The following is a 15,434-nucleotide window of genomic DNA, read 5'->3' on the forward strand; positions in this document are numbered from 1 at the left end:
TGATCAACCCATCCCCATGTGAATTCAAAAGCGGTTTTAATTCGGGCCGGCCAAAGCCGTCTCCAAGGCCCATTTTCCGGCGCCGATCAGATCGGCCAATTGCGCCAGGTCCTCCATCATGACGTCACACAACTCGGCCGTCAGCGGATCGACAGGCAAGACCGACGGAATCAATACTGAAAACGAACCGGCCCTGGACGCCGCCTCAATGCCGGCATGAGAATCCTCGATAACCAGGCAGCGGCGGATATCCACATCCAGCAATTCCGCCGCTTTCAGGAAAATCTCGGGCTCCGGCTTGCCCTGCCGAACATGGTCACGCGTGACGACCGTCGAAAAGACATCCCTGACGCCGGCAAACTCAAGGCACTGGTAAGCATTAATCTGCGGACTGTTGGTAGCCAGACAGTAAGGTATTTCAAGCTCGGCAATCAAGGCAAGCAGCTGATCAAAGCCTTTTTTGGTATTGATGCCATGAACATTGACATATTGGCGCCAAAAATCGGCGCTTAAACGAACAAATTTGTCCAGATTGAAATCGGCTCCGCAAAAATCCATCAACCTTTGCTCGACAACGTTGGAATGCAGTCCCGACATGGACAGGCAAAACGCTTCCGGAAACTCATACCCCATGTCGCGGGCCGCCTGCTGCCAGGCAGCCACATACGTAGTCTCGGTATCCAGCACCAGGCCGTCCATATCGAAAATGATCGCGCTGAAATCGGGTAACCTATGCATTCTGGTTCTGAATGACCTTAATATATTCGCCATGCGCTTCGCGGCTGGAACCGACGACTATTCGTTTTGAGCCCTGCTCAACCTGCTCCAGCAAACCGGACACCTCCACCGTTTCCCCGCCTAAAGCTTGGCCTGTATACGTAGCGGTAAAACTGACGATCGTATCGACATGCTCATGGTCAACCTTGAACTCGGCCGGATAATCAAAAGCGCGCGTCGCGTCGGTTACCTTGCATTGCAGCGTGGCCGTTCCGCATTTCTGATAATTGATAGATTCCAGCCTCGTTTCATTGTCGATAAAATTCAAATCAAATTTCCGCCCGTTAATAATGGCTTTATTGTATTTTCGCCGCTCATGCCAGACATATTCGCCATAACTCAGCGCACATGAACGGCGCTGGTAGGACTGATCCCAATCGCTGTCATCGAGTTCCTGCAGATGCCCTTGACGGATCAGCTCGCAGGTAATTGCCCTGGCTTCATGAAAAGCATCCCTTCCGTAAAAGACCAGGTCAATATCGGAATTTTGATTTTGCACGCCGATCAGCAGCGAGCCGGTCACGCCGACCTTTATTAAATCCAGACCCTGTTGCTGAAACAAATGGCACAACTGAAGCAAATCCTGCTCAACTGTATCCAATTCTTTTGACAGCATGACATACTGCAATCTCTGCCGGGGCTGATGGTGCCTGGTTATGCGCGTTACCGCCACCGCATGCAAGTGCGCATCCAGGACACTGGAATAGTGCAGATAATCGGGATGCTGCCCCTTCAACAAGGCATTCGCTTCGGCAGTATCATATTTTTTCCAGCCCGTAGCTTCCTTTACATAACGCAAAAAGCACAGCACCTTACCTTGCTCCAGTTCTTGCGCCACTACGGCAAAAATCAGCCCTTCGGCCGTTTCAATAAAATCTTTGGGATAAATCATCGGTTACAATTCTGCGAACTTACACACATTGTCGCTTTATGCTTAATAAAATTTTAAGTATTGTACAGGAGGTAATGTAATGATTCAGCAACTCTTGAAAAGTTCGAATATCTTAGCCTGAATATTTCGCCACGAAATACACCGAATATATGAAAGGTTGTAAATTCAATTGCTTGAACACACTTCTTCATGAATTTCGGGATTTCATGACTATCCAGACTAAGCTTCAGAGAACAGCTTATTGCTACAAGTGAAGAAAATGCATTTCCAAGTCTGCAGCCAAGCCTTTTTATTCGATTTATCCCCACGGGTGTGGGGAACAGATTCCGCTCACCTGGCGTTTCAGGTGTTTCTACGGTTCATCCCCAAGTGGTGGGGAGCAATGTCCACGGGAAATCAAACCATCAAAATGCACCGATTCTATCTCATGGACTAGCTGAGCATTTTAATCAAGTGTGATTAAAGAACAATTAAACCGGCGGTCTATCTTTATTGATGCAAGAAGGCGCAGGATAATGGCCAGTTTATTTACCTCACCAACACATCCCCATCTCGTGGGGAACAGCTCGGCATCGCCAACAGCATAGTTATCGATTGCGGATCATCCCCACGCTCGTGGGGAACAGAAAAACTCAGCCAGGTCGCGCACGGAATAGTTCGGTTCATCCCCACGCTCGTGGGGAACAGGGGATCAATGTCTAACCGGGTTCTGAAGTGACCGGTTCATCCCCACGCTCGTGGGGAACAGCTTCATCCGTCGCTTCGACCAACAGAAAGCGCCGGTTCATCCCCACGCTCGTGGGGAACAGATCTATTATCACTGTTCGGCTGGTCATCAGTGCGGTTCATCCCCACGCTCGTGGGGAACAGATTCGGCATTGATCTGAATGAGACTGTGCGGTCGGTTCATCCCCACGCTCGTGGGGAACAGTCCAGAGATTCCCATGAGTTGTGCTGATCTGCCGGTTCATCCCCACGCTCGTGGGGAACAGGTTTTCATTGTTAATCCTGTCAATACTAAATCCGGTTCATCCCCACGCTCGTGGGGAACAGGCATGCGGCCAAGGGCACCATCCCCCCCATGTAGGTTCATCCCCACGCTCGTGGGGAACAGAGCATCAAACGCTAGACCGCATAATGCGTGTTCGGTTCATCCCCACGCTCGTGGGGAACAGTGCAAATCTATTGAAGTTATTATTGTTGGGGGCGGTTCATCCCCACGCTCGTGGGGAACAGTAACTTTTTCTCTCGCCATTTATTCACCAATACGGTTCATCCCCACGCTCGTGGGGAACAGATTTCCCGCCTATGCACGGCCTGATAGCGGAACGGTTCATCCCCACGCTCGTGGGGAACAGCTCTTTATTTTTCAGAATAGACGTGCGCTCGCCGGTTCATCCCCACGCTCGTGGGGAACAGTCGCCTTATCATGCCAGACCATACTCCATATTCGGTTCATCCCCACGCTCGTGGGGAACAGCTGGGCTTTCCCCTGCCCCGTCTAAACTGGCGCGGTTCATCCCCACGCTCGTGGGGAACAGCCGTTTTAACCAGTGTTCTTTCCGGGTCTAATCGGTTCATCCCCACGCTCGTGGGGAACAGACTTATCTTAACATATTGTTAATAAAGAGAAATAATCCCTTCCAATTTTCCACCAATGAAAAGATGATATTTTATCGTTAAATTGTTAAAGAGCATTTTCATCCTCTTGACCTTCAACAGGATAAAAAGAGACCAGTTTGAGGCCGTCGAGCTCAACCGGCAGACGGCGGTTTTTGCCCAGGGTCATGAAATCGAAGCCGGATTCGGTATTGGTGCTCCAGACCATGACGGCATTGCCTTCTTCAATGCCTTCATCAATCTGCGACCAGATCATCTCCCTGACCTTGACCGATAAATCGCCGACATAAACGCCGGCGCGGATTTCGATCAGCCAGACGGCCAGCCTCCCCCGCAGCCGCGGCGGCACGTTTTCAACTACGATGACCAACATCACCGATACTCTCAGGATTAGGAATGGCAGGCGCGATCGATTCCTCGGCCGGTTTCGGCAGTTCCAGCTCGCCGGCCGCAAGCACCTCTTCGATGGTAGGAATGATTTTCCGCAGGATTTTGGTTTGCCGGAAAATATCGCGACACATCAAACGAACCTCGCGCTCGGGGTCGCGATAATTCTTGGCGGCGATTTTGAAGGCATGCGGAATGATATCGTCGAACTTGAACAAATCGGCTATATCATAAACGAACGACAACGGCTTGCCGGTATGGATGAAGCCGATGGCGGGCGCATAGCCGGCAGCCAGCACCGCCGCTTCGCAGATGCCGTACAGGCAGGCCGTCGCTGAACTGACGCAGCGATTGGGCATATCGCTACAATCCCATTGAGACGGATCGTAATTGCGCCCTTTCCATTCCACGCCGGCCTGCTTGGCCAGCATTTGATAAATCTTCTTGACGCGGGCGCCTTCTATGCCGCGCAACTGTTCGACGCTGCGCCGTTCCGGCGGCTTTTCGCCGAAACGGATCTCGTACATTTTGCGCACGACTTTCAGACGCGCCGCATCGTCCAGCGCCAGTTTAGCCTGGTAAAGCAGGCGGTCGGAGCGCGCCCCGCCCGGCTGTCCCGCCGCGTAAAGCCGCACACCGGCTTCGCCCACCCACACCAGCAGCGTCCCTGCCCTGGCGGCCAGAGCGGCGGCATGATGGGAAACCCGCGTGCCCGGCTCCAGCATGATGCAGGCGATGCTGCCGACCGGGATGTGCGTGCGAATGCCGGTCTCGTCGATCACGACGAACGCGCCGTCCTTGACGTCGATCTGACCTTTTTCGATGAAGACCATGGAGACGCGTTCTTTCATGGCGATGGGTTTGAGGGGTGGGAGCATGTTGAAATCCCCTCAGGCTCTGGCTATGGACAACAAGCCGCATCCGAAGGCTTTAGCCGGCCCTATGCCTTGCCTAATTTCCTGACTTAGGGCTTCAGCATCGATAACCGTCAGTATGCCGTCGAACATCACGGTTTGAATTTTGCCGCTGCGGCCTTCCTTGGCTTTGCGGAAATACAGTACCGGTTCAGGCTGTATAATAAGCGATTCCAGTTGTGCCAAAGATTGCAGCTTGCGCTCCAGCCAAGCTTGTTGCTGCTCTTCATGAATTAACGGCACGCGCACGGTTCTGGTGAAGGTTTTGCCTTTCCTTTCGACCGTGCCCTTACTGCTGTCCTTGATGGTTTTGATCGGATTGGCCCGCAGCCGGAAACGCAGCCTCTGGCTGTTTTGAATATTTACAGCGTACTCGCGCCAATTGAGCAATGACGGGCTCTGCTCTACGCTTTGAGGCCGTGTGGCCGACTGCATCAAAACATGAGCGCCGACGCCTCTTTGCAACTGTTCCACACGAAACAGGAACTCGCGATCGGCATCTTCATGCCCTGGAAACAAGCGCCATAATGTCTGATGGAACTGGTAAGGATTTTGCGCCTGTGCCCAGGGAATGTGAATTTTACTCAGATACATGGGGCGCTCCTTTGGTTGCCGCCATAAATACAGTTCGGGTGGAGAATTGCCGAGGCTGGTGAATGATGGGCACGTCGCGCTTCCTCAGCGGAATGGCGCCGGCGGATTCCTCTTCGTTGTAAATAACTCCTTGGTTAATGCCAATCTGGGCCAAAGCCGACAGCGCCGATTCAGCCGATAAAACCGTTTCAAACAAAGGCCTGCCAAGCGGGCAACTCCGCCGGCCCAATACCGGCGTGTAAACAGGCCGCTTGACAGCCTGCTCAATCGTGTCCAGAGAAATGACCGGCTCTTCATTATTCCATACGGCAACGGTATAACTGGCATCCTGCCAGTACTCGCGCCAGGTCTGAATGGTGTCGTGGCTTTTCAGGCCGCGATAATCCTCCCGCGCATCCTTGATAGTGTGATAATCGGTCATTTTTTGGCCTTGCCGATCGACGCGCACCGCAAACGCCACACTGCCAGCCAAGTCTTGCTGTTGCTCACGATCGGTCCGCTCTATACCCAGGCAAGCTCCCAATAAGCCAAGCAAAGCGCTGCGGCCGGGAAAGAGCTCGGAAGGACGCAGACCCTCAAAGCTTTCCCTGCCCCAGGCCTGCATCGGGCCTTGCAGTTTCAAGATTAAATGTTTACGCATGACATAGTCCGGTTAACCTTCTGCATTGTTTCTTACCCAGCTTTCAAGCTCGGGCAGTGAGCGTTTGGAATTGACGCCGGCCGGCAGTTCTACGTTATCCAGCGTGAATTCAGCGCATCGTTCCTCCAAGCCATAGCCCCGGTGAACTTTATCCCAATAGCTGTTCAATTCAGCAATTGACGGTACTCTAAAGCCGCCTTTGAAATCAGCCTGCACAGGTTTTTCAAAGGCATTGGCTAAAGAAACCGGCTGATCGGAAAAGCTGACCAATGCCGCATCCGCCGGATTGTGCGCGGCAAAGGTTTGCTGTTTGGCACCGGGCACTTCGGTTGCCAGCATGTGCAATACGTGCGCCGCAACATCCAGAGCTTTCCATCTGCTTTCTATCGTTTCGACGGCTTTCATTTCAGGCAACAGGCCCATGTTCACTTGCAACTGCTTAAGGTTAAGGCTGGCGTAGCGGTAGAACACGCCGGAAGAAAATTCCTGAGTGTCCAGATGGCCGGAACCCAGTTCCTGCAAATCATCCACAGCCGTAAACCAGTCGATGTCCGCATCGACGGCGTGGGTAGTGATGGCATGGGCAACGGCCAGGGCGCCGGTAATATTGCTCATGAGTCCGGAAGTCGCCATTCGCCCGGATAAGGCTATGTCCAATCCCTTTGCCAGGGCCAGACGGTAAGCCCGACTGTCTTTCTCAATCAGCTTCTGTAGTTTTTTTTGATCGACGCCCTCCGCTTCCAGCGCTTTAATCTGATCACAAAAATAAGAGATCTCTTCCAATACCCAGGGCGCAACCGCGTCACTTCTGGCATCATCGGCACTGCTGTCTTTGCCCGAAATATACTCGACCGCCTGTTTAATCAGAGTCTCGTCATAGCGACCGGATAACGCTTCAATGGCTGTTTTCTGGAAATCCGCCAAATGCTTGGTGCGCACGCTGGGTTGACCTAAATGCTCCTGGTAATAGTCACTGGTCCGCATAGTTCTTTTTAAACTCTGACTAGAAATCCGCACCCGCCTTTTGCCCCCAAAAATGGCGGATTTCTGCATATTCATGTCATCCCGGTTCAGGCAGGATGGGCTGTGTGAAATCAAAATGTGAAAGTTGATAAAATTCTTGTTCATTTTTTTGCATTCCTTTAATTAGCTGATGTTTCAGCTTTAGTTATTTTTGTAATAGAAGAAATCTTCCAGTATTTTGCGTTTTGAAAACTGGTTCGGATGATCCCACCACCAGAGCGCATTGGCCATTTGCAGCCAGTCGACGGCAGGTTGGTCGGCCAACTTCAGCAGGCGGCGCAATTGAATCAAGTCGTTGGGTTCCTGGGAACGGATCACCATGAACAGACGTTTTTCACTGATGCTGGCTTTGGCCAACGCCTCGCCCAGCGAATGGCCGTTTTCCTGATGGTGAATCAGCGGCAGGCAATACACGAGACGCTGCATGCCTTTATGAGGCCTGTTGTCCTGCAATACCTGGTAAAAGGCCGGTATTTCAATCAGGTCTTCGGGATTCATGACCCTTTTCAATTCCGCTTTCGGGCCAGGCTTTAACGCCTGATAGCGTTCATATAACGCCAGAAAATCGGGCGCTTTGTTTCCTCCCTCACTCATGGGCTTCTCCTTGGGGTTCCAGTTCTTTCAGGGATTTGTGTAACGACCGCCTTGCCAGAGCCAAGGCTTTCAGCATTTTGGGTTCTTGACGGTATGGTTCGGTGGCTTGATTGAATAGATTTGTAACAATAGCTTTGAGCTGAGCGTTTAATTCTTGCAACTCTTCTTGTGGCGCTTCGAATTTAACGGCGGCCAAGCTGTTATGAACCAGGTTTTCCGTGCATTGGTAATAGGCGGACTCAACAGGATCACAAAGATTGACGCCGGAGCCGTTCACTTTATCCTTGATGCCGGCGGCAAAAAGATACAATGCTTTTCTTAAGGCTGTTTTATAGGCCAGGCCGTCATCAATAATCTGTTGAATCACGTCGCCATGCTCCGCCCAACCTTGCGCCAGACTGAATAACTCATGCCGACGCTCCAATATCGTCGCCTGATTGTTGCGATAACCGCCGATGATGAGTTGAATCCTGTCTGCCGCCATAAAGGTTCTGGCTTGCTGAATGACGGGGGCAGTTTGCTGGCCTTCTTTTTCGTCTTGCTTATCAACCACCAACCGACTCATATGCGTCCAGGTCGGTGCAGTAGTCGTAAACGATGGAAATTTTTCTTCTCTCTCGCCTTTTTTTATGGCGAAAATCCGCGCTGATAAGGGATGCGGCCAGACGCCATCTATCGTGTAATTGAACTTGGCTTTATTAAAACCGTTATAAACCGGTTCATAACATCCGCAACAACTGCAATTAGCCGAACCTTGAGAAGGCTCTATTTCAAAATGAGCAGGCTGCCACAATAGGCCCCGATTCAAGCCTAGTGCGGAAACCGGTATTTTGGCGTCGGCTTTTATTCTGTCCAGATAATTGGGCAATTGGTTTTTTGTCGCCTGATACCAGGGCATGGAAGATTCCGCCGTTTCCTCGGTAAGCACATTCAGCCAGACTGTTTCTCTAAGAGTTCGCCCTTTAATCAGGACCGTGATCGGCGTGCTGCCTCGCAAACCGCCCTTAAAACCGCCGCCCATGCTGGGACAATTATTGGCCGCGTTGAATAACGCAATAGCCACACAACCGCCGCACAAGACTTCAGCCAGCCCCTGCGGATTGACAAAAGCCTTATTCGTACCGTCAGCCACTCCTGCCAGTAGTTTGTCCATCGTCGTCGGTTGCGCCGCTTTTACGCCTCGTATTTGCATAAACGGCGTTTCCGGATGATCCAGATCGAACCAGTCCATTTTTCCCCGACAGGCATCGGCGTAAGCTTCAGGCGTAATCGGCTCTCTGATATATTGCCCCAATGCTTTTTTATCCCTGGGGATAAACAGCACTTGCGTCATGGCGCACAAAAGCTGTAAACAAGCCAGTTCCATGTCGTCGCGCGGAAGGCAGAGTTCTCCGCTCTGTTCGCCGCAAAGCAGTTGCTGCAGGCTTATTTTTTGATAACTGCCTTGATGCTGAACCGGTATCCAGGCGTCCGTCAGTAAATTCATGGGTTCTCCTCGGGTTGTTCCATACGGTTTAATCCTGTGCTGGCGTGGTAAAGGTAGATGCAATCGCCTTGTTGCGCGATGAACCGGCCTTTTTCTTCTGCCCGCATAGACAGCCAGATCAAGCCTTCTTTATCGGCTTCCGGCAATCTGCCATGATGGCTCCAGTTTTTCGGCACGGCGACACTGTTCAGGTTTATGGCTTCCAACCGGTCACTATCGTCCTGATTGTCTATAAGCTCGCCATTCAACAAACATCGTTCGCCCTGAGCATTATTACAGAAAGGGATCAGGTTCAGGCTCATTTCACCATCACGCGTCAAGGCGGCGACATTGCTGTCATTGTCGGAGAGCTCGTTCATGCTGCTGTTAATGAGCTGTCTGGCCGTCATCTGGCTGGCATATCGGTCTTTTTCATACGCTTCGTAGCTTTTCAGCACCCATTCCGGCTCATCGGGCCATGACTCTTCGCTATAAACCGATTCAATCCAGTTGCGATAAGCCGCAGGAAAGCTGACCCTCGCTTCGGTTTCCCGCTCCGCTTGTAGAAGGCATTGCTGAGTGCGCCATAGTACCCGGCTGTTGCCGTAAATCAGTTCATGCAATTCATAATCGTCTTCGGTGGGCAGCAAGACGGTACAAACCGGGTCTGCAAACCCTTCCGGCCTGCCGCGGCGGTGGCGGTGCAGACGGCCCATGCGCTGAAACAGCAAATCGACCGGACAAAGCTGGGTAATCAGCCAGTCAAAGTCCAGATCCAGCGATTGTTCGACCACTTGGGTCGCTATCAATAAATGGCCTTTGGTTCTGGCGTTTTCCGGATGAGGGTCTGCACCGAACAGGTCGAGAACGGTCTGCTCTTTTTGCTGACGGTCGGCAAAGATAAATCGGGAGTGAAAAAGCAGCAACTGGTCTTCTGTGAGTGTTTCTATTTGCGCAATTCTCGCCTGCAATTGGTGATAAAGCTGTTGTGCGACTGCAACCAGGTTGCAGACCAGGCAGACTTGCGCGCCTTTCTCCACGGCATCGAGCAAACGCTGGATAAAACAGTCATCGGGTAACAAATGCGGCGTTTTGATCAGTTCAAGGTGAATCGATGTCGTTTGGGGTTGTTGATCGGGCTGAGCCGCCAAATCATATACGAGGCTTTGTCCATCACTGTAATGGCTGATCAGAGGATATGCTGTATCGGCAGCGGACAGATTGCAGCCCCACGCTTTTGCCAACTTTTCTTTTTGACTGGACGGCAAAGTGGCCGACAATAAAACAGCGCTGCCTCCGACAAGGCGCTGTTGCTCCAGAACGGCGTCCAATAGACCGTACATATAGCTGTCGTAGGCATGAACTTCGTCGATAATCAAAACGCTGCGGCCTATCCCGAAGCCGCGCACAAACTTGTGCTTGACAGGCAATACCGAAACCAGCACCTGATCGACTGTACAGACGCCGATTTGCCCGAGAAAAACCCGTTTGCGGCTTTGCGCCAGCCAGTTGCCGCACTGAACCCAGGCTTCTTCATGGCCTTGAGCCGTCTGCGGATTGCAGGCCTGTTTTAAATTGATGAAATTCTGCTCGTATTGCGCCCGGCCATGCGCCAGAATCACGTTGGTTTTATTCGCGAAAAGCAAAGGCGCCGCTTTTTCTAACCGTCTTAACATGGCATTGGCAGTCGCCTGAGTCGGCAATGCGAATACAATGCTGTCCGCCAATCCCAGCGCCATTAATTGCCATGCGTAAGCTAATGCAGTTTCGGTTTTTCCCGATCCTGTTGAGGCTTCTATCAGCGTTAAGCCTTGTGTTTTTGGCAGTTGTTCAACCAGACACTGCGCCTGCCGTGGCGAATGCCCATTCAGTAAAACATCAATATTTTGATAAGGCTTGATTTGACTTATGACGCCGGCTTCCTGCAACGCTTGCCCGGCTACCGCCAGCCGTGCGTCATACCACCGCCGCAAATCATCGGATGGCTGATCGTCATAGTTAAAATAGTCGGATGACCCCACCCAGTCGCTCACCGAGCAGAAACCGGCCAGCATCGTTGCCGCCGTCTGACCGTTTCCGTTTTTTTCCACTACAGGCGGCAAATCATCCAGCGATAGTCCGGCCGGATTCAGAAACAAATGTTCCAGGGCTTCAAGCCATTGCAATCTGGCTTGTTTAAACGCAGACAGCAAGTCCGCTTCCACAATCGTCAGGTTATAGTCTCGATTTTCTTTTTGGTAATCTTCCGGCACGATGCCGTGATGTCCAGTGACAGCCGCCAGCCAACCATACCAGGCCAGCCAGTCTTCATTGTCGTCAAAGTAAAAATCATCGTCTCCTGCCGAAAATCGCTCCTTCGAGTCCTGATAAAACCAATAAAGACCGGCAGGGCCATGGTAATACTCTTTGATCGACAGCGGCGTCAGTCGAACAGGTATGCCGCTTAATTCGGCATTGACAGCTTTCCAGACCTCCGGCGCCTTGCGCTGAAAACGAAGGTCGAATTTCCCGTAATCATGCAATGCGATAAAAAACAGCACCCAGGCGCGGGCTTGTTCTTCCGCTAAACCGGTAATTTCAGCAAAACTTCTCCTGATACCGACACTGTATTGCCACCATTGATCAGCCACCGCCGCCACATCCAGACAATGATACGGCAACAAATGATAAGCCGGCCCGAGTTCCTTGTTCGATTTTGCTTTTCCCCAATACCTGTAAAACGCTTTCGACATTTCCTGTCCCCTCTTGTGATTTATCTGAATTCCATTATCCATGCCTACCGTGTCATTCCATGACACTGTTCTTATAATTTTTACTGATGTTACGCACGAATCGATCTATGTTGCTGTTTTAGTTTTACTCCGATGCAGTGTGCGAATTCATTCGCACTACTACATAGGCCGGTACATGGGCGTTTGTCCCGGGTCGAATGAATTCGACCCTACAACTGTTCAGCATCAGCTATTTATAAATTTCCAACATGGCCCGTATTTCCTGCATGGCAGCCTCTCTTAAGAATTCCGGCCCGATGATCTCGACGTTGCTGCCGTGCTTCATGATGTCCATCATCAGCTCGCGATGGTCGCCGAACGGGATGCACAGTTCGTAGCTGCCGTCTTCCAGCCAGCGGCCGGTCTGGTTTGGATGCCACTGTTCATCAGCGATCCAGCGGGCGCGTTCAGGGTTGAATTTCAGTCTGGCGAGATGCCTGGCCGGTCCGCCGAAAATGCCGTAGGAGGACGTGAAATGTTCATCGAGTTGCCGACGGTCGATGATTCTGGCGGCTTTGTCCAGCCGGGTTGCGGATACGATTTTCTCCAAAGCGAATGTGCGCAGCCCGTTTTTGCTGTGGCACTAGGCATCGATATACCAGTTGTCGCGATAATAGATCAGGTGTTGCGAGGAGACAGTGCGTTCCGAGATCTGCCCGTCGCTACGCGCCTGATAGACCAGTATTAACTGCTGGTTTCTGAACAGGGCCGTGGCGATTTTTGCAAAGAGTTGGTCATGGCCTTTGTAGCGGGAAGCCATAGTCAGGATTTTAACGCTTTCCAGCTTGCGTTCGGCGCTGCTGCTATCTAACGCCAGCAGTTTTTCTATGCGGGTTTGCAGTTGTGCTATCTGTTCGCCGAAAATACCATGCGATATGTCGCGCAGCAGTCTGTGGCAGGTCAGCAGCCCCCAGAGCTCGTCCGCATTGAACCATAGGCCGGGCAGTTCATAGGGATGCGAGCCGGCTTCTGTGTCGTAGTAATAGCCGTTGCGTTTCCGGTCGTAGATGATGGGCGCGTCGAAATGGTCTCGCATGAGAGTCACTAGCCGCTTGATGGTGGATTCGCTGCATTCCAGCTTGTCCTGCAGGTATCGGTTGGAAGCCGGCGTACGGCGGCCGGATAAAAGGGTGTGCAGTTGGTAGATTCTTTCAAAGCGGTCCATGCCGAGCTCCTGTTCTTATTGTTAATCGAATCAAGCCACCCTGCATTCTAGTCAAAAAGACGGCTATAGTCTCAGTATTTAAACAGGTAATTATTTTTGAAAAACCGCCTGACAATGATCGGCTTGAGTCGGACGCTCAATAAAAAACAGGCCTCTGCCGCAAGATTATTGCCGAGCCGCCCAAGCAGAGGCTGATGAAAAAATTATTGCAATTTATCCAAGGTGATGCAAAATTGCCGGTTTTTTACCGGATGGGGAACAGACTCATGCAGAAAAATACCGGCATCCGCCGCAGTTTAGCTATCGCCAGTTTACCTTTACTCCTGATCGGTTGCGCCTCCGATCAAGCGCCGCCACCCTCGCCGATCCTTTCCGGCGACCAGATGATGCGCGAAAGCCAGGGCATGGCGCAATTAGGCAGCCGCTGGCAGCAAGGCAAGCAGCTGGTCGAACAAGGCCAGAATCTGCAGGCCGAAGGTCAGGCAAAAATTAATGAAGGGCGACGGATGGTTGAAGAAGGCGAGAAAATCATGCGCGAAAGCGAAGAAGGCTACCAAAACATCAAAAAATAACGGCCATGCCGAAAACATTTTTTCGGCATACGTCAATTCATTCTTATAGCTTTAAGTGCCTGAGCGTTGATAGCCTGGCTAAATTCGAGAGCTGCCGCCAGAAGTAAAGTGCTTGGGGCAGCTCCGCATCACTTTAAATTTGCCGCTTTTAAGCGCTGCCCCAACTTATAGCTCACCGCCCAAAGCATCAAACCTGGACACGACATCAAGCAGTTCATCAATGATCCGGTCTGGTACTGCTGGACGTTTTTCTCGGCTACCTGCATCGATATCGGGCGACAGAAAGGCTTTCATGTTCAGCCGCCCTCCCGGAATCCCGGATACAGCGTCATGCCGCCGTCAACGTACAGCGTGGTGCCGATCACATAATCGGAAGCGTCAGAGGCCAGCCAGACCGCGGCATGGCCGATATCCATCGGCTCGCCTATGCGCTCATACGGAATCAGTTTAAGCAGTTCCCGCTCCGCTTCGGGCGTCTCCCAGGCCGAGCGGTTGATCGGCGTACGGATCGCCCCCGGCGAAATGGCGTTGACCCGGATTCTCTGATGGGCGACTTCCTGCGCCAGGCTTTTCATGAACATGAGCACCGCGCCTTTTGAGGCGGCATAATTGACATGCCCGGCCCATGGAATAATATCGTGCACCGAAGACATGCAGATGATTTTACCCATAGCGCTGGATAGCTCGGGAATCAGGCCGCGTCGCAAAAATTCCTTGACCGCTTCGCGCGCGCAGAGAAACTGGCCGGTCAGATTGACGGCCAGTACCTTGTCCCACTGAGCCAGCGTCATTTCGGTAAAAGCCGAGTCGAGCTGAATGCCGGCATTGGCGATCAAAATATCGAGGCTGCCCCAGCGTTTGATCGCGAGCTCAAACATCAGCTTAACCTCTTCTTCACGGCTTACGTCGGCCTGCACGGCAAAAGCCTCACCGCCGCCGGCCTGAATCTCGTCGACCAGTTTCTGCGCGTCTTCGGCATCGGACAGGTAATTGATCGCTACGCGCGTGCCCGCTTCGGCCAGCGCGCGGGCGACAGCCGCACCGATGCCGGAGCTGCCGCCGGTGACCAAGGCGCGCTGCCCTTTCAGTGTCTTTTCGATGATTAAAGGCATGTTCAGCTCCTGTTTCGGTTGATGAAGGAGTGATGCGGAAAATCTACGGCAAGCCCGCGCCCGGTATGGCTACCTCGGCAACTTCTATGCGCCCTGATTTCATGACCACGGCCTGATACGGATCATCCGTTTCGGCGGTGGTCACGAACAGGGTTCGCCGATCCGGCCCGCCAAGCATGCAGGCATAAGGGATTCCTACCGGGCGGATAAGGGATAAAACGTCGCCGCCCTGGCTGACCCGGATCACCGAACGCGTTCCGGGACTGGCGACCCATAGCGCGCCTTCGCTGTCGAGGCAGATGCCGTCCGGCGTCGCATCTCCCAGACTTGCCCAAAGATGGGGCGAATGCAATAAGCCGTCATCGCCGATCAAAAAGGCGGTCAGGCGGGAGGCAAAGGTTTCCGCCACGATAAGCGTGGTGCCGTCCGGGGTGATGACGCTGCCGTTCGGAAAGACCAGCCCTTCCGCCGTTATCCGGCATTGGCCGTCGGGGTCAATCGCAATCAGGTGGGTTTCAACCGGCGGCGCGCCGCCATGCAGGTCGTAACCGAAATTGCCGACATAAGCCCGGCCGTCGGCCGTGACGACCATGTCATTGCAATGGAACGGGGCCAGATCGGACAAATCGGCGTGCAGGACCAACCCATGGTCGATTATGCGATAAACCGCCCGCTCGGTCATGGCCACGACCAGCGGCGTTCCGTCAGGCAGCCAGCCCAGGCCGCCCGGCAAGTCATCCATTTCGAGCCGGCATTCTGAACGTCCGTCCGGCGTGACGGTCATGATGCGTCTGGCGTGCTGGTCGGCAAACCATAGCCGATCCTTTCTCCAGCGCGGCGATTCGGGAAAGACAAGGCCTGTTACAAGTACTTCGGTGTCATCCGTCATAAATACTCCTGGCTTATTA

At 52.6% G+C, this 15,434-nt stretch carries 15 protein-coding genes, 1 pseudogene and 1 CRISPR repeat array; of the genes and pseudogenes, 1 reads left to right on the forward strand and 15 read right to left on the reverse strand.

Features of this window, described 5'->3' with window-relative positions; genetic code table 11:
- Positions 1 to 36 precede the first annotated feature (36 nt).
- From IT781_RS11675 to IT781_RS22335, 12 genes and pseudogenes are all read right to left on the reverse strand, one after another.
- Entirely contained in the window at positions 37 to 738 is a 702-nt protein-coding gene (locus IT781_RS11675; RefSeq protein ID WP_194970334.1) for an HAD family phosphatase, read from the reverse strand.
- Positions 731 to 1,669, reverse strand: coding sequence for a nucleotidyltransferase domain-containing protein (locus tag IT781_RS11680; protein ID WP_194970335.1), 939 nt, complete (start codon positions 1,667 to 1,669; stop codon positions 731 to 733). Before IT781_RS11680 ends, IT781_RS11675 begins: the two co-directional genes overlap by 8 nt.
- A 537-nt stretch (positions 1,670 to 2,206) precedes the next feature.
- A CRISPR array of direct repeats spans positions 2,207 to 3,271; the repeat unit is 29 nt; unit sequence CGGTTCATCCCCACGCTCGTGGGGAACAG.
- Between the two features lie 85 nt (positions 3,272 to 3,356).
- On the reverse strand, positions 3,357 to 3,662 hold the full coding sequence (gene cas2e / locus IT781_RS11685) for a type I-E CRISPR-associated endoribonuclease Cas2e (protein WP_194970336.1): 306 nt from the start codon (positions 3,660 to 3,662) through the stop codon (positions 3,357 to 3,359).
- The gene (cas1e, locus tag IT781_RS11690; protein ID WP_194970337.1) at positions 3,643 to 4,554 is read right to left on the reverse strand and encodes a type I-E CRISPR-associated endonuclease Cas1e; all 912 of its coding nucleotides are present in this window, start codon (positions 4,552 to 4,554) and stop codon (positions 3,643 to 3,645) included. Before cas1e ends, cas2e begins: the two co-directional genes overlap by 20 nt.
- A gap of 12 nt (positions 4,555 to 4,566) precedes the next feature.
- Positions 4,567 to 5,184 carry a type I-E CRISPR-associated protein Cas6/Cse3/CasE gene (gene cas6e / locus IT781_RS11695; protein ID WP_194970338.1) on the reverse strand — a complete coding sequence of 206 codons (618 nt, stop codon included), beginning with the start codon at positions 5,182 to 5,184 and terminating at the stop codon, positions 4,567 to 4,569.
- Positions 5,171 to 5,824 (reverse strand): type I-E CRISPR-associated protein Cas5/CasD, encoded by a 654-nt coding sequence (gene cas5e / locus IT781_RS11700; RefSeq protein ID WP_194970339.1) that lies wholly within the window; start codon positions 5,822 to 5,824, stop codon positions 5,171 to 5,173. The genes cas6e and cas5e overlap by 14 nt, the downstream gene beginning before the upstream one ends.
- A 12-nt stretch (positions 5,825 to 5,836) precedes the next feature.
- Positions 5,837 to 6,952 (reverse strand): type I-E CRISPR-associated protein Cas7/Cse4/CasC, encoded by a 1,116-nt coding sequence (cas7e, locus tag IT781_RS11705; RefSeq protein WP_194970340.1) that lies wholly within the window; start codon positions 6,950 to 6,952, stop codon positions 5,837 to 5,839.
- Between the two features lie 36 nt (positions 6,953 to 6,988).
- A complete protein-coding gene (gene casB / locus IT781_RS11710; protein ID WP_194970341.1) occupies positions 6,989 to 7,441 on the reverse strand; it encodes a type I-E CRISPR-associated protein Cse2/CasB in 453 nt (150 codons plus the stop codon).
- Entirely contained in the window at positions 7,434 to 8,927 is a 1,494-nt protein-coding gene (gene casA, locus IT781_RS11715) for a type I-E CRISPR-associated protein Cse1/CasA (RefSeq protein WP_194970342.1), read from the reverse strand. The genes casB and casA overlap by 8 nt, the downstream gene beginning before the upstream one ends.
- Positions 8,924 to 11,638 carry a CRISPR-associated helicase/endonuclease Cas3 gene (gene cas3 / locus IT781_RS11720; protein WP_194970343.1) on the reverse strand — a complete coding sequence of 905 codons (2,715 nt, stop codon included), beginning with the start codon at positions 11,636 to 11,638 and terminating at the stop codon, positions 8,924 to 8,926. Before cas3 ends, casA begins: the two co-directional genes overlap by 4 nt.
- Positions 11,639 to 11,867: 229 nt before the next feature.
- A pseudogene (locus IT781_RS22330) lies at positions 11,868 to 12,248 on the reverse strand (helix-turn-helix transcriptional regulator); the annotation flags it as partial.
- Positions 12,249 to 12,260: 12 nt separating this feature from the next.
- On the reverse strand, positions 12,261 to 12,842 hold the full coding sequence (locus IT781_RS22335) for a YafY family protein (protein WP_228779096.1): 582 nt from the start codon (positions 12,840 to 12,842) through the stop codon (positions 12,261 to 12,263).
- Between the two features lie 194 nt (positions 12,843 to 13,036).
- Here IT781_RS22335 and IT781_RS11730 point away from each other — a divergent pair, with 194 nt between their 5' ends.
- A complete protein-coding gene (locus tag IT781_RS11730) occupies positions 13,037 to 13,414 on the forward strand; it encodes a hypothetical protein (RefSeq protein WP_228779097.1) in 378 nt (125 codons plus the stop codon).
- A 165-nt stretch (positions 13,415 to 13,579) separates the two neighbouring features.
- Here IT781_RS11730 and IT781_RS22600 read toward each other — a convergent pair whose 3' ends face one another.
- Genes IT781_RS22600 through IT781_RS11740 form a run of 3 tightly spaced genes read right to left on the reverse strand, consistent with a single transcriptional unit; the run spans position 13,580 to position 15,415 of the window.
- Positions 13,580 to 13,708: a hypothetical protein gene (locus tag IT781_RS22600; RefSeq protein ID WP_255528695.1), complete on the reverse strand. Its 129-nt coding sequence runs from the start codon at positions 13,706 to 13,708 to the stop codon at positions 13,580 to 13,582.
- Between the two features lie 2 nt (positions 13,709 to 13,710).
- Entirely contained in the window at positions 13,711 to 14,526 is an 816-nt protein-coding gene (locus IT781_RS11735; protein WP_194970344.1) for an SDR family oxidoreductase, read from the reverse strand.
- A gap of 43 nt (positions 14,527 to 14,569) precedes the next feature.
- Entirely contained in the window at positions 14,570 to 15,415 is an 846-nt protein-coding gene (locus IT781_RS11740; protein WP_194970345.1) for an SMP-30/gluconolactonase/LRE family protein, read from the reverse strand.
- Positions 15,416 to 15,434: the final 19 nt, after the last annotated feature.

Source organism: Methylobacter sp. BlB1 (assembly GCF_015476545.1).
GTDB lineage: Bacteria > Pseudomonadota > Gammaproteobacteria > Methylococcales > Methylomonadaceae > Methylobacter.

Bases quoted from the DNA above. Each gene is read 5' to 3' on its own strand.
- IT781_RS11675 (WP_194970334.1), bottom strand. From the start codon at position 738: ATGCATAGGTTACCCGATTTCAGCGCGATCATTTTCGATATGGACGGC.
- IT781_RS11680 (WP_194970335.1), bottom strand. From the start codon at position 1,669: ATGATTTATCCCAAAGATTTTATTGAAACGGCCGAAGGGCTGATTTTT.
- cas2e (WP_194970336.1), bottom strand. From the start codon at position 3,662: ATGTTGGTCATCGTAGTTGAAAACGTGCCGCCGCGGCTGCGGGGGAGG.
- cas1e (WP_194970337.1), bottom strand. From the start codon at position 4,554: ATGCTCCCACCCCTCAAACCCATCGCCATGAAAGAACGCGTCTCCATG.
- cas6e (WP_194970338.1), bottom strand. From the start codon at position 5,184: ATGTATCTGAGTAAAATTCACATTCCCTGGGCACAGGCGCAAAATCCT.
- cas5e (WP_194970339.1), bottom strand. From the start codon at position 5,824: ATGCGTAAACATTTAATCTTGAAACTGCAAGGCCCGATGCAGGCCTGG.
- cas7e (WP_194970340.1), bottom strand. From the start codon at position 6,952: ATGAACAAGAATTTTATCAACTTTCACATTTTGATTTCACACAGCCCA.
- casB (WP_194970341.1), bottom strand. From the start codon at position 7,441: ATGAGTGAGGGAGGAAACAAAGCGCCCGATTTTCTGGCGTTATATGAA.
- casA (WP_194970342.1), bottom strand. From the start codon at position 8,927: ATGAATTTACTGACGGACGCCTGGATACCGGTTCAGCATCAAGGCAGT.
- cas3 (WP_194970343.1), bottom strand. From the start codon at position 11,638: ATGTCGAAAGCGTTTTACAGGTATTGGGGAAAAGCAAAATCGAACAAG.
- IT781_RS22335 (WP_228779096.1), bottom strand. From the start codon at position 12,842: ATGGACCGCTTTGAAAGAATCTACCAACTGCACACCCTTTTATCCGGC.
- IT781_RS11730 (WP_228779097.1), top strand. From the start codon at position 13,037: ATGAAAAAATTATTGCAATTTATCCAAGGTGATGCAAAATTGCCGGTT.
- IT781_RS22600 (WP_255528695.1), bottom strand. From the start codon at position 13,708: ATGAAAGCCTTTCTGTCGCCCGATATCGATGCAGGTAGCCGAGAAAAA.
- IT781_RS11735 (WP_194970344.1), bottom strand. From the start codon at position 14,526: ATGCCTTTAATCATCGAAAAGACACTGAAAGGGCAGCGCGCCTTGGTC.
- IT781_RS11740 (WP_194970345.1), bottom strand. From the start codon at position 15,415: ATGACGGATGACACCGAAGTACTTGTAACAGGCCTTGTCTTTCCCGAA.